Origin of the sequence: Thioalkalivibrio sp. K90mix (assembly GCF_000025545.1) — a bacterium.
Taxonomy (GTDB): Bacteria; Pseudomonadota; Gammaproteobacteria; order Ectothiorhodospirales; family Ectothiorhodospiraceae; genus Thioalkalivibrio.
This window is the reverse complement of sequence record NC_013889.1, coordinates 810,588-828,788: the sequence shown is the minus strand read 5'-3', so window position 1 is coordinate 828,788 and position 18,201 is coordinate 810,588. Positions and strand designations below refer to the sequence as shown.

At 66.6% G+C, this 18,201-nt stretch carries 21 protein-coding genes; 5 read left to right on the top strand and 16 right to left on the bottom strand.

Annotated elements, in window-relative coordinates:
• Nucleotides 1-174: 174 nt before the first annotated feature.
• A complete protein-coding gene (locus TK90_RS03895) occupies nucleotides 175-888 on the bottom strand; it encodes a tetratricopeptide repeat protein (protein WP_012982186.1) in 714 nt (237 codons plus the stop codon).
• Here TK90_RS03895 and TK90_RS15490 point away from each other — a divergent pair.
• Nucleotides 887-1,669, top strand: a complete 783-nt coding sequence (locus TK90_RS15490) for a hypothetical protein (protein WP_017925926.1) — start codon at nucleotides 887-889, stop codon at nucleotides 1,667-1,669. The two genes, TK90_RS03895 and TK90_RS15490, sit on opposite strands and share 2 nt — an antisense overlap.
• A gap of 86 nt (nucleotides 1,670-1,755) precedes the next feature.
• Here the strand turns inward: TK90_RS15490 and TK90_RS15345 are convergent, their stop codons facing one another.
• From TK90_RS15345 to TK90_RS03865, 5 genes are all read right to left on the bottom strand, one after another.
• On the bottom strand, nucleotides 1,756-2,157 hold the full coding sequence (locus TK90_RS15345) for a hypothetical protein (RefSeq protein WP_244406387.1): 402 nt from the start codon (nucleotides 2,155-2,157) through the stop codon (nucleotides 1,756-1,758).
• A gap of 404 nt (nucleotides 2,158-2,561) precedes the next feature.
• Complete coding sequence (locus tag TK90_RS03880) at nucleotides 2,562-3,362, bottom strand: hypothetical protein (protein ID WP_012982183.1); 801 nt, start codon at nucleotides 3,360-3,362, stop codon at nucleotides 2,562-2,564.
• A gap of 286 nt (nucleotides 3,363-3,648) precedes the next feature.
• On the bottom strand, nucleotides 3,649-4,692 hold the full coding sequence (locus TK90_RS03875) for a glycosyltransferase family 4 protein (protein WP_012982182.1): 1,044 nt from the start codon (nucleotides 4,690-4,692) through the stop codon (nucleotides 3,649-3,651).
• A 3-nt stretch (nucleotides 4,693-4,695) separates the two neighbouring features.
• Nucleotides 4,696-5,094 carry a 6-carboxytetrahydropterin synthase gene (locus TK90_RS03870; RefSeq protein WP_012982181.1) on the bottom strand — a complete coding sequence of 133 codons (399 nt, stop codon included), beginning with the start codon at nucleotides 5,092-5,094 and terminating at the stop codon, nucleotides 4,696-4,698.
• Nucleotides 5,095-5,125: 31 nt separating this feature from the next.
• A complete protein-coding gene (locus tag TK90_RS03865) occupies nucleotides 5,126-6,112 on the bottom strand; it encodes a zinc-binding alcohol dehydrogenase (protein ID WP_012982180.1) in 987 nt (328 codons plus the stop codon).
• 112 nt (nucleotides 6,113-6,224) lie between these two features.
• Here TK90_RS03865 and TK90_RS03860 point away from each other — a divergent pair, with 112 nt between their 5' ends.
• Both TK90_RS03860 and TK90_RS03855 read left to right on the top strand, forming a co-directional pair.
• Nucleotides 6,225-7,001, top strand: coding sequence for a CDP-alcohol phosphatidyltransferase family protein (locus TK90_RS03860; RefSeq protein ID WP_012982179.1), 777 nt, complete (start codon nucleotides 6,225-6,227; stop codon nucleotides 6,999-7,001).
• Complete coding sequence (locus TK90_RS03855) at nucleotides 6,998-7,612, top strand: YceI family protein (protein ID WP_012982178.1); 615 nt, start codon at nucleotides 6,998-7,000, stop codon at nucleotides 7,610-7,612. Before TK90_RS03860 ends, TK90_RS03855 begins: the two co-directional genes overlap by 4 nt.
• 15 nt (nucleotides 7,613-7,627) lie before the next feature.
• Here the strand turns inward: TK90_RS03855 and TK90_RS03850 are convergent, their stop codons facing one another.
• The 5 genes from TK90_RS03850 to TK90_RS03830 form a co-directional block, all read right to left on the bottom strand.
• On the bottom strand, nucleotides 7,628-8,986 hold the full coding sequence (locus tag TK90_RS03850; RefSeq protein ID WP_012982177.1) for a YihY/virulence factor BrkB family protein: 1,359 nt from the start codon (nucleotides 8,984-8,986) through the stop codon (nucleotides 7,628-7,630).
• Between the two features lie 36 nt (nucleotides 8,987-9,022).
• Complete coding sequence (locus TK90_RS03845) at nucleotides 9,023-9,655, bottom strand: YdbL family protein (protein ID WP_012982176.1); 633 nt, start codon at nucleotides 9,653-9,655, stop codon at nucleotides 9,023-9,025.
• Between the two features lie 86 nt (nucleotides 9,656-9,741).
• Entirely contained in the window at nucleotides 9,742-11,778 is a 2,037-nt protein-coding gene (locus tag TK90_RS03840) for a hypothetical protein (protein WP_041444303.1), read from the bottom strand.
• A 26-nt stretch (nucleotides 11,779-11,804) separates the two neighbouring features.
• A complete protein-coding gene (locus TK90_RS03835; protein ID WP_012982174.1) occupies nucleotides 11,805-12,593 on the bottom strand; it encodes a YdcF family protein in 789 nt (262 codons plus the stop codon).
• A 17-nt stretch (nucleotides 12,594-12,610) separates the two neighbouring features.
• Nucleotides 12,611-13,093 (bottom strand): Crp/Fnr family transcriptional regulator, encoded by a 483-nt coding sequence (locus TK90_RS03830; protein ID WP_012982173.1) that lies wholly within the window; start codon nucleotides 13,091-13,093, stop codon nucleotides 12,611-12,613.
• Between the two features lie 104 nt (nucleotides 13,094-13,197).
• On the opposite strand from TK90_RS03830, the gene TK90_RS03825 reads away from it, so the two are divergent.
• A complete protein-coding gene (locus TK90_RS03825) occupies nucleotides 13,198-13,656 on the top strand; it encodes a DUF6231 family protein (RefSeq protein ID WP_012982172.1) in 459 nt (152 codons plus the stop codon).
• A gap of 12 nt (nucleotides 13,657-13,668) precedes the next feature.
• On the opposite strand, the gene TK90_RS03820 is transcribed toward TK90_RS03825, so the two are convergent.
• From TK90_RS03820 to TK90_RS03810, 3 genes are all read right to left on the bottom strand, one after another.
• Nucleotides 13,669-14,988, bottom strand: coding sequence for an MFS transporter (locus TK90_RS03820; RefSeq protein ID WP_012982171.1), 1,320 nt, complete (start codon nucleotides 14,986-14,988; stop codon nucleotides 13,669-13,671).
• Nucleotides 14,989-15,011: 23 nt separating this feature from the next.
• Nucleotides 15,012-15,746, bottom strand: coding sequence for an MBL fold metallo-hydrolase (locus TK90_RS03815; RefSeq protein ID WP_012982170.1), 735 nt, complete (start codon nucleotides 15,744-15,746; stop codon nucleotides 15,012-15,014).
• 334 nt (nucleotides 15,747-16,080) lie between these two features.
• Nucleotides 16,081-16,749 carry a metalloregulator ArsR/SmtB family transcription factor gene (locus TK90_RS03810; RefSeq protein ID WP_012982169.1) on the bottom strand — a complete coding sequence of 223 codons (669 nt, stop codon included), beginning with the start codon at nucleotides 16,747-16,749 and terminating at the stop codon, nucleotides 16,081-16,083.
• Between the two features lie 203 nt (nucleotides 16,750-16,952).
• Between TK90_RS03810 and TK90_RS03805 the strand changes: the two genes are divergently transcribed.
• Entirely contained in the window at nucleotides 16,953-17,405 is a 453-nt protein-coding gene (locus TK90_RS03805) for a hypothetical protein (protein ID WP_012982168.1), read from the top strand.
• Between the two features lie 120 nt (nucleotides 17,406-17,525).
• Here the strand turns inward: TK90_RS03805 and mnhG are convergent, their stop codons facing one another.
• Nucleotides 17,526-17,921: a monovalent cation/H(+) antiporter subunit G gene (gene mnhG / locus TK90_RS03800; protein ID WP_012982167.1), complete on the bottom strand. Its 396-nt coding sequence runs from the start codon at nucleotides 17,919-17,921 to the stop codon at nucleotides 17,526-17,528.
• Nucleotides 17,914-18,189 (bottom strand): cation:proton antiporter, encoded by a 276-nt coding sequence (locus TK90_RS03795; protein ID WP_012982166.1) that lies wholly within the window; start codon nucleotides 18,187-18,189, stop codon nucleotides 17,914-17,916. The genes mnhG and TK90_RS03795 overlap by 8 nt, the downstream gene beginning before the upstream one ends.
• Nucleotides 18,190-18,201: the final 12 nt, after the last annotated feature.

The following is an 18,201-nucleotide window of genomic DNA, read 5'->3' as shown; positions in this document are numbered from 1 at the left end:
TTCTCGGTGCCCGGATGCCTCCGCGATGTGAATTGGCTCCATTCATCATACCCACTGCGCCCACGCCTGTGTGGCCCGCAATATGGGTACGACCCCGGCAAACGCTGGCGATCCAGCGTTTTGCCCCATAAAGGCTCGAAAACGTCAAAGAAACGCGTACTGGTTCGCGTTCTTCTATCGATACTCATCGAGGTGCGCCGCACCCTCCTCATGATGACGGTCGTAAACCGGGGCGAGGCGCTCGATCATGCGCAGACGCTCGCTCTCGGGCAGCACCTTGAGGGCACTTTCCCAGGCATCCATTGCAGCCTCGAAATCGCGCATGGCAAACAACGCGTTGCCGAGCTCGCCATACAGATCCGCACGTTGCACCGAATCCCTCGGCAGCGCCTCCAGGCCTTCACGCAGGACCCCTGCCGCCGCGCGCGGTCCCGCACGCCAGTAGGCATCACGCCCAGCCTGCAAAGCCGCCTGGGCAAACTGCGCGGCGCGCTCCGCGTCCGCCTCGACCGCTGCATCACCTTCGAACGCGGGCTCGCGCTCGGCAGCGAGATCAGCAGCCGCCTCATCCTCCGCGTCCTCCTGAACGTAGGGCTGCTCATGCGCGGCCCCGGTCATGGGGTCGGGGTCCCCCTCGTCATCCAGGTCACGGGCCGGCCCAGGGCGGACATCGTCTTCCGCGGCTTCATCCTTCGCGGCGGCCTCGCCCTGCGCATCGGCATCGTCGGCCGGTACTGCGTCGGCCTGCTCGGCCGCCTCGTCCTCGGGGACCGCCTCGGCACTCGGGGCCAGCACGTCACGTGCCGACCAGGCGATGAACCAGAGCACGATCACAATCACGATGAAGTAGCGGTTGATAAAACTGCGCGGCTTGTCTGCGTTATCCATGCGTCACCTTTCGGTTTACCTTCCAGTTCAATCCTACATCCTCTGTAGCAGCCGGTCCGCACCGCGCGTTATTCGCCCGGAACGGTCAATCGTTCATCTCCGGGGTCAGGTCGGTGTCGTCGTCAAAGGACGGTTCGTCACCCATACCACCCTCGGTCGGGGGAGGATCGCCGGGGCCATCCCCGCTGGTCCCACCCGGGGGTTCGGCATCACGAGGGGGCATATCCTGACCACCCGGCGGCTGACCCTGGGGCGGTTGGCCCTGGGGCGGTTGGCCTTGGGGCGGCTGACCCTGAGGTGGCTGGCCCTGAGGTGGCTGACCCTGGGGCGGTTGCCCTTGCGGCGGCTGACCCTGCGGCCCTTGTCCCGGCGGAGCGCCCTGCGGGTCGCGACCTTGGGGATCACGCGCGCCCGGGGGCTCGCCCGGCTCTACATCGCGTTGTTGCGGGTCTCGTTGCTGCGGGGGTTCGCCCTGCCCAGGCGGCGGTGCACCGCCCGGGGTACCGCCCGGAGGCGCTCCGCCTGGGGGACCCCCCGGCGCGCCACCCGGAGGGGCACCGCCAGCCGGGCCACCCGGGTCGCCACCCGGACCACCACCTGGTGCCTGGACTTGATCCAGACCGTGGCCGCGTTCGCTCTCAAAGGCGGGGCGTTCACCCAGACCGGAAGGCCCGGAATAAGGCGCAAGACCGGAATTGTCGCCAGGTGCGTACTGCGCGGAAACGGTAAAGGGGACGGCCATCAGGGCACCCAAGACCCCGGCCTTGAGAAGACTGCGTGACTGGCTCATGACGAAACCTCCGTCGGAGCTGACTGCGTGAATTCGGAGCCGGACGAACATCCGACCCCCGTAGGTCGCGCCAGGATTCAGGATCCGTTGGCGTCGTCTTGCTGCTCTTGCATGGCCTCGCGGTGACGGCGCATTTCCTCGCGATAGACCTCGCGCGCGCGCTCCGCGGCCTGGCGGTGTGCCTCGCGCATTTTTTCGTGCTCGGCCTGGCGTTCGCGCATGTGCTCGCGCATCGCCTCGCGGTCCTCGGGATCGAAGTCCGGGTCAAAGTCGCGCATGCGCTCCTTCCCGCCGGGGCCGTACGGCATGCCGTACTGCATCGGCCCGCCGTGATAGAGACCGTGATAAGGCCGCTGGCCGTAACCGGAACCATAGCCATAGCCATGCCCGTGTCCGTGTCCGTGTCCGTGTCCGTGTCCGTAGCCATAGCCGTAACCAGGCCCATAACCATGCCCGGGCCCATGGGGGCCCGGCCCCATGGGCCCGTACATCATGCCTCTATGGCCAGCCCCCCGGGGGCCTGGGCCATATGGCCCCGGGACCGCTTCTCGGTGCATCATGCCCGGCCCGCCAGGATGTCCACCCTGACCGTGCATTCCCGGGTAGCCATAAGGACCGGGGATGGTGGGCGCGTGCATGGCGCCCGGCTTGTCAGACGCGGAATCTGCATCCTGGGCCAGCGCGGGCCCCGCCAGTAGCAGGCCGGCAACGCATGCAACACCCCTAAAAAAGTGTTGTGGTCGTTTCATGTTCGGGCTCCTTCTCCAGGCGCCGCCAGATTCAACCGCAATGCGGGCTTCTGGCGAACTGCACGTTCTCCTCAAGGCGTGTGACAACACAATCGCCGCAGTTACTCCCGCCAATTACGCGAGGGAAACACTGATCAGCGTTTCCCTAGCACCAGCATATCGCAGTGCCCAACGCTCAGATGCACCCGCCCGTCCGCGATGTCCCTGACTCGGGAACGCGCCCAATCCTGGAACAATGGACGACCCTGCGGCTCCATCTCGGCGGCCGCCTCCGCCCAGCCTCCGATCAACGCGGCCGCCAGCGCTGCCTGACCCTTTCCCAGCCGCCAGTCACTGGTCTCGGTGATCACACGAAGGCCGTTGGTGGTCAAGGCTCGGGCACAATAAGCCGCGGCATCGGGCCCCAGGGCTGGGCCAAAACCCTTGTCCGTACGCTGATGGCGATTCACTGCCGTACGCACGCGCTCGTCGGCCGCATGCGGGTGGCTCCACTCGATGCGCCCATCGTAGCTGAGCGCGAACAGCGCCGGGACCAGCGATTCGATCAGCGTCATCACCAAGCGGTCGAGCCAGTTCGCCGCGACCAGATCCAGCAGGGCAGAGGCCGTCACCAGACCTGCATCCGGCGGGATCGGGGGTGGCCCACCCGAGAAATCGAGCACCTGCGGGGTGATGGTTACGGCCTCGTGCGGCGCCGCGATGGTCGCCAGAAGATCGGCGTCATGATCCACCAGGGTCCAGTGCTGCGGCCCCGACAGGCGCGGCGCCAGGTAACGCAGGTTGGAACCGGCCCCGCTGCCCAGATCCATCACGTGCAAAGGCCGCTCGCATAGAGCAAGCGCGTCGTTCAAGGGACCGAGCAGGGAGTCCGGCCGGGCCGCATGATCCGCAGGTTCGCGCAGGGCCAGCCAGTCCCCGGCAAAGCGTTCAGGCATCTCAGGCCGCCTCCAGGGAAACACTGATCCATGTACACGCTCGCTGCTTCGTCGCTTTTACCTTCGAACAAGGCGCGGTGACTGCCGTGCAGTCATTCTGCACAAGGGCGCCGCAACGCCGTCCCCACGCCCATTTTTGATCACAACGGGCGGCCGAGTCCCTTCGGGGTTGGCACCCCAGGTTCCCCGATACGGCGTTGCGCCGCTTGCAGGTAGAACCACTACCCGCTGCGCACCGCGCCTTGTCCCGGAAAACCTGGGGTACCAACGCGAGCGTGTACATGGATCAGTGTTTCCTTAGCCACTGGGCCAGACGACGGGCACCCTCCGTCCAGCCCGGCAACGACTCGGCATGCGCGCGCCCCGCGCAGCCCATGCCCCGACGCTGCTCGGAGTCGCACAGCAGGCTCTCCAGCGCCCGGCGCAAGGCGTCCACGTCGCCGGGCGGCACCAGCAGGCCCGCGGTCTCCGGCACAGTCCGGGGGATGGCCCCACCGGTGGTCCCGATCACTGGGAGCCCGCGCATCATCGCCTCGGTAAAGGCCATGCCAAAACCCTCGTAGGCGCTCGGCAGCACGAAGATCGAGGCCTGGTCATATCGCTCCGCCAAGCCCTCGCGTGTCAGCACGCCCGGGGCCGAGATCCGCGAACCCAGACCACTCTCGGCAATGGTCGCACGCACAGCGGACGTGTAGTCCAGATCGCGATCCATGGCACCGGCCAGCTCGGCCCGCCAGGACCAACCGCGCAGGCCAGACAGCGCGCGCACCAGCTCGAGCTGTCCCTTGCGGGGCACCCAGGCGGCCACGCACAACAGCACCGGCACCCCGTCTTCCGGGCCACGGGCCAGCGGCGCCTGTTCCACGCCAGGCGGGATGCTGCAAAGGCGTTCGGACGGCACACCCCAGTCGGCCACCTGCGCCCGCGTATAGTCACTGGTCACGACCACCCGCGAGGCGAGGGCCACGGCCGCACGCTCGGACACGAGCAGTTCGCGCGAGCGCGTGGGCGCAAGCCCCGCCTCCAGGCCCAGCGGGTGATGCATCAGGTAGACGAGCCGCAGGCGCGCTACGTGACGCTTCAAGGTGGCGGGATACGCGCCCGCGGCCAATCCATCGAGCAGCACCCGCATGCCATCGGGAAAGCCCGCCAGGGCCGCATCCAGCGCCTGTTCCGCGCGCGCATCGGGACCGGGAAACTGGCCCTCCAGCTCGCACAGCTCGATCCGCCAGCCCTGCTCGCGCAGCCCGGCGATCATGCGCGCGTCGTAGCGGTACCCGCCGGTGGGCTGGTCCAGTGCTCCCGGGACCACAAAACCAAGCTCGGGCATATCTCAGGGAGCGCCCTCGTAGCTCGCCCAGGCCACATGGGATTCGTGCAGGGTCACCGCGACGGCATCCAGCCCCCGGGCCGATTCGCCAAGCTCACCCCTGGCGATGGCCTGCGCCACGCGCTGGTGGATCGCGTGGGCCAGAAATTCAGTGGTCGTGTTCTGCCCGCGAAAGTCTTCGCGCTCGTCGAGATTCTGGTAATTGAGCTCGCCCAGGATGGCCCGCACGACCTCGCTTGCCCGACCGATATCCACCACCAGGCCATCGGCATCCAGTGCCGCGCGTCGAAAGGTCACGTCCACCACATAGGTAGCGCCGTGCAGGTTCTGCGCCGGGCCGAACGTCTCGCCGGAGAAGCTGTGGGCGATCATGAAGTGGTCACGGACATTCAGGCTGTACATGCGGTTTCCTTGCGTGATTGTGCGGGCGGGATCAGTAGCGAATGCGGTGGCACAGCGTACGGTCCGCCTCCGGCCCTGTCACCCGCTGCATCACGGCCGGGAGATCGACAAACGCATCCTCGCCGGTAATGAGACCGTCCAGGGCCGGGTCATCGAGCAGTGCGAGTGCGAGCGCCAGCCGTCGCCGGTAATCCCAGCGCGGCGCCCGCTCGGGCGGGATACGCCCGACCTGCGAGCTGCGCAGGGCCAAGCGGCGTGCGTGGAAGCCTTCCCCCAGCGGCAGATCCACCGGCTGGTCACCGTACCAGCTCATCTCCACCACCCGCGCCTCGACGCCCGCCAGGCTCAGTGCCTGGCGCAGACCAGCCGGGTTGCCGCTGGCATGCACCACGAGGTCCAGTTCCTGCAAGGAGGCGTCCTGGGCGGCCTGATTCGGGGTCAGAAGGGTCAGGTCGAGTGCGGCACAGATGTCTTCGCGCGCAGGGTTGGGGTCGACCACGGATACCTCGGTTCCGGGAATCCTTCGCAACAACCAGGCGGCGAGCAGGCCCACCACGCCCGCGCCGATCACGGCGATACGATCCCCGGGACCGGCAGCGCTGTCCCAGACCGCGTTGATCGCCGTCTCCATGTTGGCCGCCAGCACGGCACGTTCGGCGGGCACACCCTCGGGAATGGACATCACCGCACTGGCAGGCACGACATACTCCGACTGGTGCGGGTGCAGGCAGAACACCGTCTGCCCCGCCCCGGGGCCCTCGACGACGTTGCCCACACTGATATAGCCGTACTTGACCGGCGCCGGGAAGTCGCCCGTCTGAAAGGGCGCGCGCATCGCGGCGTGCTGGCTGGGGGGAACGCGACCATGAAACACCAGAGACTCGGTCCCGCGGCTGATCGCGGAATAGCGGCTGCGCACCCGCACCTCGTCGGCACCGGGCGCCTCCAGCGGCTCGTCACGCAACTCGCCCCGGCCGGGTCCGGTGACCCAGAAGGCGGTGGCACGGGGAGCGCTCATGGAGCGGTTCGATTATCGTCCGGCATGGGGCCAGTGTGGTCGATGGTCGTGATTCCAGGCAACTCGCGGGCGATTACACGGTCGTTATCTCAGTAACGACTACACTCGAGCCATGGATTCCACGCTGACCTCCAACCGCTGGCCGGAACGCGCGCGCACGGGCCTGCGCACCTGGGCGCGGGACTGGGCGCTGGCCGGCGCGGGCGGCCTCGCACTGTCCGCGCTGCTGGGCTGGCAGATCGGCGCTGTCACCCCGCTGCTGATCGCGCACGTCGGGATCTGGCTCCTGCTAGGTCTGATACTGGTCCTGAACACACCCCAGACCGGGCTTACAATACAGCAGCGCGGACCCGGGCCCGCCAACCGCGTAACCCTGGCCCGCGCCGCGATCGCGACCCCGCTCGGGGCACTCGTTCTGGCGGCGGTTGCCGCCCCCGAGACGGTCGTACTGCTGTGGGTCCTGGGACTCGCTGCAGCGGCCCTGATCCTGGACGGCGTGGACGGTGCCGTTGCCCGCCGCACCGGTAGCCGCACGGCCTTCGGCGCCCGCTTCGACATGGAGCTGGATGCGGCCATCATCCTCGCCCTCTCGATTCTGGTCTGGTGGATGACCGCGGTCGGGGCCTGGGTCGTGCTGATCGGCGCCATGCGCTATCTGTTCCTGGGTGCGCAGCACATCTGGCCCTGGCTGGCCGAGGACCTGCCCCCGAGCCGTCGCCGCCAGGCGGTCTGCGTGCTGCAGACCGGCGTACTCCTGGTCGCCCTGCTCCCGGGCCTGCCCCCGGTGGCAGCGATCGGCGTCGCCCTGGCGGGGCTTGCAGCCCTGACCGGCTCGTTCGCCACCGACATCCACTGGTTACACCGTCATCGTCCCGGAGGTTCGACATGATCCACGCCCGCGCCCCACGCTCGCTGCTCCTGGCCGTTCTTCTTGCCCTGGCCCTCCCCGTCTCCGCGCTGGCCCAGGCCGATCGCTGGGAAATCGACCCGGAACACTTTGCGGTCGGCTTTCTGGTGGATCATGCCGGCTTCGCCAAGGTCCTGGGCATGTTCCTGGAGGCCGAGGGCGAGTTCACCTTCGACCCGCAGACCCGGGAACTGCGCGAAGGGTATTTCGTCGTGCAGACCGACAGCGTGTTCACCAACCACGAGGAGCGCGACGACCACCTGCGCAGCGATGACTTCCTGAATGTCGCGGAATACCCGGAGATGCGCTTCACCGCGACACAGTACGAACCCACCGGCGATGACACCGGACGCCTGACCGGCGACCTGGAGCTGCTGGGCGAAACCCGTCCGGTCACTCTGGACGTGACGATCAACAAGGTCGGTCGCTATCCGTTTCCGCTCGGTGGGGTGTTCGGACGGCCCTACGTGCTGGGCGCCTCGATGCGCGGCAGCTTCGACCGCTCGGACTTCGGCATGACTTATGGCCTGACGCGCGACATCGTGGGGGACGAGATCGAGCTGATCATCGAATTCGAGGCCCAGCGCCAGTAAGCCCGGCGCCGGGAATCAGGTGGCCGCCGCCGCGGCCCCCTCGCTTTTCAACAGGTCGCGCAGCGTACGCCCGTCCAGATGGTCACGGCGTGCGGTCTCCAGTTCCTCCAGCGTGGCCTCGACTGCCGGGTCGCCCTGCAAACGGCGCAGGGCGCGGGCATCCGCATCCTGGCGCAGGGCCTCCAGGATCTCGTCCACCCGAATCCGCTCCAGATCACGCCCCGGCACATAACAGGTGGCATCGGTGCCGGCCCGCACCAGCAGCCCCGCCGACTCGAGCGCCTGCGCGACCTCGCCCAGGGCATTGCCCGGCACTGACAGGTCATGCGCCACATGATCCAGGGTCGGCGGCGAGCGGCCGTCGAGGAAACGCTGGCCCACCTGCTGCATCAGGTGCAGGCCCATGCGTTCACGCGCCGCGCCGGACAGGCGCAGGCGCAGGCCGCGCACCGTCATGTACTCGGGGTGCTGCACGTAGAAGGCCACATTCGCCCCGATCAGCAGGATCAGCCAGGCCAGGTAGATCCAGATCAGCAACAGGATCATGATCGCGAAGCCCGAATAGATCGCGTCATAGCGCGTAGACCCGGCCACCATGGTCGCGAACCCCCAGCCCACGCTCTGCCACAGCAGCCCGGCCACAACGGCCCCGACCAGGGCCGGGAACAACCGTACCCGAGTGTTTGGCACAAACACGTAGATGAAGGTGAACGCGGCCATGATCAACAGATACGGAACCATGCGCGAGGCGCCGGTGATCAGCGTGCCAAACGGCTCGATCCCGGCCAGGGTCTGCATGGCCGTGGTGGACATTACCGTCGCGGTGATCCCCAGGGCGGAGACCACCAGGAGCGGACCAATCAGGATTACCGACAGGTAGTTGGAGAAACGCTGGGCGAAGTTACGACTGTTCTCGACCCGCCAGATGGTGTTGAACGCCAGTTCGATCTTCTGCACCAGCGCGATCACGGTGTAGACGAGGAATAGCAGACCGACAAAACCGAGGACGCCGACACGCATGTTGTCGACGAATTCGATCACGTTGTTCGCGATCTCGACCCCCTGCTCCCCCAGCGGCTCAAGAAACCCCAGCACCACCGGCTCGACCGCGTTGTGCGCGCCGAAGGCCTTGAGTACCGAGAACGACAGCGCGATCAGCGGGACGATCGACAGCAGCGTGGTATAGACCAGACTCATCGCGCGCAGCGTGAGCTGACCCTCCTTGGCCTCGTGCATGATCGCGCCCGCACCCCGCACGATCCCGAGCAGCAGGGCCTTCCAGCGCGGCAGCCGCGTCAGGTCGGTATCCTGCACCAGCGATACCAGACGCTGGCGCTGGGCCTCGATGCGTTCGGCCAGCGTCAGCGCCGGCACGGACCACTCCCTGTGCCTGGCAGGCTCATGGGCGGGCTATTTTTGCTGCCACTGGCCGTTGCGGTCCTGGTACCAGTAGCCGGAGGGCGCCTCTTCCACCCAGACCCGGGCGAAGGTCTCGCGAATCCGGTCTTCCCAGTCCGGGCGATCATTCGCCCGCGCGATCTCGCGGTAGAGCGAGTCGCGGTCCGAGTTTTCCTCGCTCACCAGCCGCTGCACAGTGCTGCGATCGCGCAGCGGGACCTCGGACAGGTCACGGATCACCACATCGGCGTTACGCCCGAAGCCGATCGCCCCGCTACGAAAATGCGGCGCGAGCTGCGGCGCCCGCTCGCGCATGGAGGCGCGGATGCGGTTGATCGCCGGGGTCTGGATCTGCAGGTCCGGGCTCTGCGCGGCAGCCGGGCTCACCAGTCGATCCAGCACCCAGGCCAGCACTGGCAGGTTGCCATTCGCCGGGGTGTTGCGCGGCATCAGCATCGCACCGGGCTCGGCCTCAGGTGACACTTCCGACTCCGGGGTGCCTTCCTCGACCTGCAGCGCGTCGCGTACGATCGCGCGCGCCGCCTCCTCGGCCGCGGCCGTCGGGAAATAGATATTGATGGTCACGCAGCCCGCCATCAGGGCGAACACCAACGCCAGTCCCGGAATAGTCCATAAAGCCTTCATGCCGTACTTCCCTTGTCGAGGCGGTTCAACCCGCATGATGCCCAATCTACACCAACACCCTGAACGGCAACCAAACGCCAGGCCGCTTATTGCACCACCGGGCCCTCACCAGCCTGGATGGTCGCCAGACGATGGACCAATTCGGGCCAGTCGACCCGGCGGTTGTAGCCAATCACCTGAATCTGCGGGATGCCACCGCCCTGCACCAGCACGAAGCCGCCATCCGGGCGATCGGCCACGCCGGAGGCGGTGCAGACCTCGCCACGCAGCTCGCAGCGAAAACCAAGGCGACGATAGCTGAAGTTCTCGAAGAATTGCAGGAAGACCGACGAGGCCGCGGCCTGAAGTCCCCCACCCAGCTCGGTGATGTTCTCCACCGCCCGCTGGCTGATCCGTCGGCGCCCACGATCACGCTCCGGCGTCATCAACTCCAGATCCATGTGTACCGGCGACCAGTCCACCATCACCAGATCGCGCACGTGCCCGGAGATCCGGCCCTGCACACGCCCGAAATCGAAGGCCTGGGTCAGGGGATCCAGGTCCAGCCGCTGGATCTCGGCCGACAGGCCCAACTCGGGGGCGTAACCCAGCAGATTGTGGATATACACATCACGCAGCACGACCTCGCCGTTGAACACCTGGACCAGCAACCGCCCATCCACGTTCAGGTCACCCTGTTCGTAGCGTACCCGAGGAATCATGCCGGCCAGCCGCCCGGAGAATCGCGGCCAGCCCAGTACCTCGGTCAGCGGCTCCAGGCTGATCGCGCGAATACCGCCCTCGAACCGTACATCCGGCCCCGTATCGGTCTGGCGCAACTCAAAGACCCCGATACGCAACCCGCCATCGAAGATCGGGATCTCGGTTTCAGCCAGCAGCTCCATTCCGGCCGGCAGGGCCCGGATCTGCGCCTCGAACGCATCGAATGGCAGCCCGTACAGGTGTGCGGCATCCAGCGCGAAGGTCCCGGGGCTGCCCGCCTCGTCTGCCGACCAGTCGAGTGCCCCGCGCGCACCGGCCAGGCCGAAACGCCCCCGCCGGTCACTGGCATCCAGTTCCGACCACTCGAGATCCGCACGCCGGGGCTGCGAACCCGCCAGTTCCACATGCCCTGCGATCCACCCCCCGGTGGCCAGATCCCCGAGTACCGTCCCGGCCAGCCAGGGCGCCAGCAAGGAATCGTAGACCGGCGCGAGCGCATGGACCCGCCCGTGAAAGACCCCATCCAGCCCGGCCTCCGGGTCGTAGGCCACCGCCTCTCCCCTTGCCTCCAGCGCATCGCCGTAACGCAGATCCAGGGCATCCACTCGGAACGCCTTGGCCCCGGGATCCCCCTCCAACCCGTTCAGGGAGAGCTCCACCGGCCCCTCGTCGTCCAGGTCCACGAACCACGGATCGATGTAGACCACGCCGCCCTCCAGGGCGAGATCCAGGTCCCAGCGCATGCCATCCCCGGACAACTGCGCCTGGCCGCGCAGTTCCTCGCCGGCCTGCAGGCCCAGCGGATCGCTGAACGCGACCTCTTCCAGCCCCAGGCGCGCGGTGACCCGACCATCCGGGCGCAGCCGCAGATCGAGATCGGCCCGTCCCCCGTCGACGGCGACGGGGAGCTCCAGAGACAAGCGGTCGAATGCGGCCAGCGCCTGGAGATCCAGCCCTCGCAACCGGGCATCGATATCCCAGCCGCGTTCGGGGGCAAAATCCGCGCGCAGGCTCCCACGCCCGCCGAACCACCGGGGCCAGTCCCCGGCCAGTCGGAGATAGCCGCTGTCGCGGCCCCAGGCCAGCGACAGGCGATGGCCGTCCAGCCGCAGATCGCCCGAGCGCCCCCACAGACGCGCGTCGTCACAGGCCACCTCGCGCCGGGTCAGGCGCAACTCGGTACATTCCACCCGCGCGGCCGTCAGCGTGCCCACCGGCTCCGGCAGCTCGATACGCTCGGCACGCAACTCCAGGCTCAGGCGCCCGTCGCGCCAGCCGATACGAGACGTCAGCCCCTTGGCACTCAGGGCCTCGTGCACCAGCGACTCGATACTCAGCTCGGCCCCGAGGGAGACGTCGGGCTCGGCCAGCGCCGAGGCCGATGTGGCCGCGAGGCCTGACGCGCAAATCCCCGCCAGCATCCAGCGCACCGGGCGGGGCACGGCCATCAGTCTCCCGTACTGCCGCGCAGGCGCTCGCGCAGGGGCAACGCCACCCGCGCCAGCCACTCGCGCAGAGCAAAGCGCGAGGTCTCGATGGCCTCGGCCGTGGGCAGGAAGTCCTGCAGACCGCGCGGTTCACCAGTGGTGCCGCGGAAACCGGCGGGCGCCGGATAGGCGTCAAACCCGGCGCGCTCGAAGCACTCCAACGCACGCGGCAGATGCATCGCCTGGGTCACCACCAGCACGGCCTCCACGCCCTGCCCCTGCAGACGCTGGCGTGTATGTGTGGCGTTCTCGCAGGTGTTGCGCGAGGTGTTCTCGAGCCAGCGAGCCGAGACACCGAGATCCTGTTGCAGGGTCGCGGCCATCAGTTCGGCCTCCGAACGCCGCCCGGGCAGCGCCCTCGGTGTCCCGCCCGAGACCACAATGGGGAGATCGGTTGCACGATGCAGCCGCGCGCCCGCGCGCACACGCTCGTGGGTGCGAGGGTTCAGGGCATCGTGTCCGGCGTCCTCCGCACGGCCCACCCAGCGGCCGCCGCCCAGGATGACAATCGCATCCGCCCGCCCGGTCGCCAGTACGCTGTCGCGCACCTCGCGCTCGAGGGTGTCCGCCAGGGGCTGTGCCACGACCTGCAGGCTGGGCAGCACCAGCGCCAGCAGCCCCAGCGCCAGGAGCGGCCGACCACCGCGCCAGTCGGCCCGCCACAGCAGCCCGCCCAGGATCGTCAGGGCCATACCCAGCCCCGGCGGCAACAGCAGGTGTTCCGCGATGGTTTGCAGGGACGCGAGCATGGGCGGTCCCGGGGGGCTTACTTCTTGCCCGGGGAGTAGAGGTAGTGGGCGTAGGTCGCCACGTCCTCCGAGACACGGCGAATCAGGTGATCCAGGCTGATGATCGCGAACTCCAGCAGGTTCACCGCGATATACGGGTTTTCCACGCGCAGGCGGTCGTACATCGAGCGCGACAGCCGCAACAGCCGCGTCTTGTCGCTCAGAGCCCGCATGCGCACGCCGCGCGGCACGCGGTCAAAGAACGACATCGACCCGGCCAGCTCGCCGGTCTGCATACGCCCCACCTCGATCTCCTGGCTGCCATCGTCGTGATACAGCGCGGCCGTCCCGCTCACCACGAAAAACAGCGACTCGCCCACCTCGCCGATGTCCGCGATCACCTGCTTGTGGTGGGTTTCCACCACCTCCAGGTATTCGAGCAGGACTTCGACCTCCGCAGGCGTCAGGGACGCGGAGATCGGGTGCTTGGAGAGGAATTCGGTCAGCAGTTCCTTGGACATGAGGGGGCTTCCTTCTGACGGGTCCGCAGTAGCAGTGGAGGTGATTTAGAGTATAACGAACGCACCCTCGACACGGGGGACGGGATACACCGAGGAGACGTGGATTGATCGACATTGATGCCCTGCGCCGACATCTGCCGCGCCGCCTGCGCGAAGGTCGGGCCCTTCTGCTCGCGGCCGGGGCCAAGCCGCCGGACAGCCCACCGGGGCTGGAACAGATCACCGTGGAGGACTTTCTCGAACACCCACCCGAATCCCGCGTGCCACTGGTACTGCTGCTGGACACCCTCAGCGCCCTGGATATCCCGACCGGCCAGCAACTGCTCGGCGGACTACGGGATCGCTGGGCGGACGAGGTGCTGATCCTCCATCGGCTGGACGATGAACGCTGGGGACTGAATGAGTTGCTGGCACTGGGTTTTCGGCGCGACCCGGACGCCGAATCGGCCGCACCGGACCATGCGGTCTACCGCACCAGCCTGTACGACTACAAGCTGACGCCCGACTGGCTGAATGCCCGCTTCTGGGCCAACCCGGAGATGTGGAACAAGGCGCGCTGGTAGGCGCGCGGGGGCCTAATCCTTCTCGGGATTGAGTCGCGGGTGGGTCTCCTCCCCCCACAGCAGTACCAGCGCACCGGACAGGAACATGGCGATGGCCACGAACCAGAAGCCCCAGGTCACCGAACCGCCGATGTGGGCGACGACCCCCAGGGCCAGTGCACCGATGCCGTAGCCCAGGTCCCGCCAGAAGCGGTAGGTCCCGATCGCCGAACCGCGCCAGTTTGGATGGGCAATATCGGCCACCGCCGCGCTCAGATTGGGATACAGCAGGGCCATGCCAAAGCCGGTTACGGCCGCCGCGAACGACCACCAGATGACCCCCTCGCCGAGCAGCGTCAGGGCCACGCCCGCGCCACAGATCCACATGCCCCAGACGATGGGCTGCAACCGCCCCACATGGTCGGAGAGCTTGCCGGTGGCGAACTGCGAGCCACCCCAGACAAAGCCGTAGATCCCCACGACCCAGCCGATCGCGGCCAGGCTCAGCCCCTGCTGATACAGGAATACCGGATAGAACACCCAGACCAGGGCATCGACGAACTTCTCCACCAGGCCCGCCTGACTGAACGCGGCCATGCGCCGGTCCCGCCAGGACATCAGCGTGAACACCTCCCAGGTGGTCGGCGTATCGGCGATCGACTTGGGATAACGCGGCTGCGGCCCGGTGGATTGCCCGGCGGCATGCCGTGCCCCCTCGGCCCTGGCCCAGTCCAGGGTCTCGCGCACCCACAGCGCGGTCATCAGGATCGCGATCGCGATGACGACGACGCCGAACACGAACACCCCCATGCGCGGCCCAAGGGCCGCGGCCATATAGCCGGTCACGATCCCGGCAACGGCCACCCCGACATAGCCGGAGAACTCGTTCATGCCCATCGTGAAGCCGCGCTCGTCGCCCCGGGTGATGTCCATCTTCGCGGTCTGCGTCATCGACCAGGCCAGCCCCTGATTCACGCCCAGCAGGATGGTCGCGGCCACGATCCAGCTCCAGGACGGGGCGTAGAGGATCATGAACGGGATCGGGATGGCCGCCATCCAGCCGAGCATCAGCACGGTCTTGCGCCCCATGCGTTCGGACAGTCGCCCGGCCACGAAATTGAGCACGCCCTTGACCACGCCGAACGCGACGACGAACGCGGTCAGCAGCATGAACGAGCCCTCGGCCACGCCGAACTCGTCCTCGGCCAGCGCCGGGATGACGGTGCGCATCATCCCGATCGTCAGGCCGACGAAGAAGACCTGGACCAGTTGCTGCCCGAACTGCCCGAGGTTCTCGCGAATCCCGTGGGTCAGGTGTTCATAGGCCTGCGCGGCCCTGGATGGATCGCTCATCAGAGTTCCTTGCCTTGTGCCAATCAGGCCGCGATGTTTGCGGCTACATAGGCATCCATATCCGCCGGTCGCGGAGGGATGTCACTCGTCAGGAAATCGGCAAACGCATCGCGATCGCTGAACGCAAGCCCCGGGTTATAGCGTTTCTCGAAACCCAGGGTGGAGGATGGCTTGCCCGACAGACCCGCGCCACAGGCGCTTCCGGCGTAGTGGCCCGGATAGATCTCGACTTCATCCGGCAGCCCCAGCAGCCGCTGATGCAGGCTGTCGTAGAGGCGCCCCGCCATCTCGCGTTCCTGCCCGGCCAGATCGGGGCGCCCGACGCTCCCGATAAACAGCGTGTCACCCGTCAGAATGAACCACGGCTGCTCGCCACGACGCCTGTCGGTCACCAGCAGACACACGCTGTCCTCCGTATGTCCCGGCGTGTGGATGACCTCCACTTCGACGTTACCGGCCTCGATCCGGTCGCCGTCGCGCAGGGGATAAAAATCGAACTCGACCACCTCGCGATCCGATTCATGGAGGCAATACTTCGCGCCAGCCCGCTCCGCCAGATCGCGCCCACCGGAATAGTGATCGGCGTGGACATGGGTATCGATTACGTGCGTGATCTCGACACCGGTCTGGCGTGCCTGCTGCAGGAACCACTCCTGGTCACCCTCGACCACGTCCACAGCGATCGCCTTGCCGAGCGATCCGCACCCAAAGAGATAGGACAACGACGATTCTGTAGTCGCTAACTGACGGAAAAACATGACATACCTCCTGGATCATCCATGATGACGACAAGGATCGGGCGAGAATAGGCATCCGGTTGGTTCCATCCCGGGAAAGTTACCCCGTAATCGAACAGAACCCGCCAGGCAGAATCTTAATTCTAACGTTCGTTAGAATGTAACCTAGTTGGCAACCAAGGAGATGTCAAATTGCGTTCTGGCCAATGCTGATGGGGTTCCAGCGCAGGGCACGGACGAACGTCCAGCGGCACGCAACTCACGCCCCTGCTGGGGGCGCTGACGCGGGGTATGCGAACCGGCGCCACCACCGCAACGCGGCTTCAGGGCTCGGAGGCCCCTGACGAAACACTAACTAGTGTTTCCCTTGTTCCAGGGGGAGGCCCTGGTGGCGCCATTCCGCCACGCCTTCATCGAGACGGATCGCGCGGAAACCATGCTCGCCCAGGATGGTCACGGCGTCGCGCGCCATCAGGCAGTACGGTCCCCGGCAGTAGGCAACAACCGGGACATCCGGGGCCAGTTCGTCCAGACGCTGCTTCAACTCGCGCAGCGGGATGGATCGGGCATGTGGCAGATGCGCAGTGGCATACTCGGTGTCCGGGCGAACATCGAGGACAATGACCTCGCCCCTGCGTGCCTGCTCCAGTAGCTCCTGACCACTCAGCGGGACCATGTCACCGGCACTGGCCGCCATGTCGCGGACGGCGCCCTGCAACTCCAGCAACCGGCTCTCCGCCAGCTCCCGCAACACCACCCAGAAATCCGCGACGCGCGGGTCCGCCAGACGGTAGAAGATGCGGCGTCCCTCGCGCCGGGACTCCACCAGATGCGCCTGACGCAGCTCTTTCAGGTGGGCACTGGCCAGTTTGACACTGATCTGGGCGTCCGTTGCGAGCTGGTCGACACTCTTCTCGCCCTGCACCAGGATCTCGATCAGCTCCAGCCGCTTCGGGCTGGATGCCGCCTTGCCGATCCGGGCGACCTGGTCATAGAGCAAATCTTTCAGTTCGCGATCGGACATGAACGCATTCCAAATCATGGGGAAGCCGGCAAGGTAGACCGCCCTGCCCTGTCGTGCAAGGCCCAAGGGGGAACGAGGGTTTGTTGCGCCGAATTTATTCTTGACTAAATTACTCAGGAACTATTCATCAGCAGTTAGTAACTAACTAACAAGCCGTGCCCCGATGAACGACAGGGGCACCCGTTCCCGAAAGGAGGACAACCATGAGCCAGCTGATCCACAACTTCCCGGCCGACGGCGTCGTAACCATCAACCGCGTGATCCTGAAGCCGGAATACAGCATCGACGACCTGCAGGAACGTGTCGCCATGCTGTGCGAAAACGTGAAGACCTACCACTCGGACACCGGCTTCGTCGGCGGTTTCGTCGCACTGAACTCCGGCGCCGTCTCCAACGAAGGCTCGACCATCGGTCAGGCCGTGGAGAGCCCGATGAAGGACAAGGAAGCGTTGATCATCACCTTCTGGCGCAGCTTCGAGGAACACGAGGCCTCGCACCGCAGCGAGACGTTCCAGCCGCTGTTCCAGGACGTCCTGGAGCTGTGTGAAAACGGTAACGAAGAGATTGCCTACGAGATGCTCTGGTCCGGAGCGGCCTATTCGCCGGAAGACGCCAGGGCCGCCCGCGAGGCGAAAGAGAAGCATCAGGCCGCCTGAAGCCGATCCGAAGGCGGAGTGACCTCCAGTCGTATTTCTCTCCTGCGACTGTGCCCATTGCCGGGACCTTGCGTCCCGGCTTTTTTTGGGTGGACGGCCGGGATACCGGCCAGGTCGAATTCAGCGCCGGGGCTCGTCGTCCGACGAGGACTCGTTCATCTCCGGGGGCGAGGCCAGCGTGTGGGTCTTGTCGTCATAGCGGCCCTTCAACTCGTCCGCGCGCGTGTGCTCCCACAATGGCACCCCCACGAAGTAGCCGGCGCGGCCAATCGCATGCGCGGCCACCGGGGCCGTCAGCAGCAGAAAGCCGATCACCGCCACGGCTCGGGTAGTCACGCCTCCGTCACCGAAATAGACGGCGACCCCCACCATCATCAGACCAGCCCCGAGCACACCTGCCTTGGTCGTCGCGTGCAGGCGCATCGGCAGGTCCGGCATGCGGACGAGCCCCAGCGCGGCTACCACCATGAACGCGGCACCGGATACCAGGAACAACGCCGTCAGTAGCTCAATCATCTTCGCGATGCCCCCCTTTCTCGAGATAGCGGGCAAATCCGACCGCGGCGAGGAAGGCGGTCAGGGCCAGCACCATCGCCACGTCGATAAACGGGGTCCGGCCACTGGCGATCACGTACACCGCGATAAAGCCGATGGTAAGGGATGCGATCAGCTCCAGCGCCACCACGCGATCGGGCAGCGTCGGCCCGAGATAGAGACGCCAGAACCCCAGCACCAGGGAGATGCTGAGCAGGACATTGGCCACAATGATGGCGATTTCAAACATCTGCATCCCCTG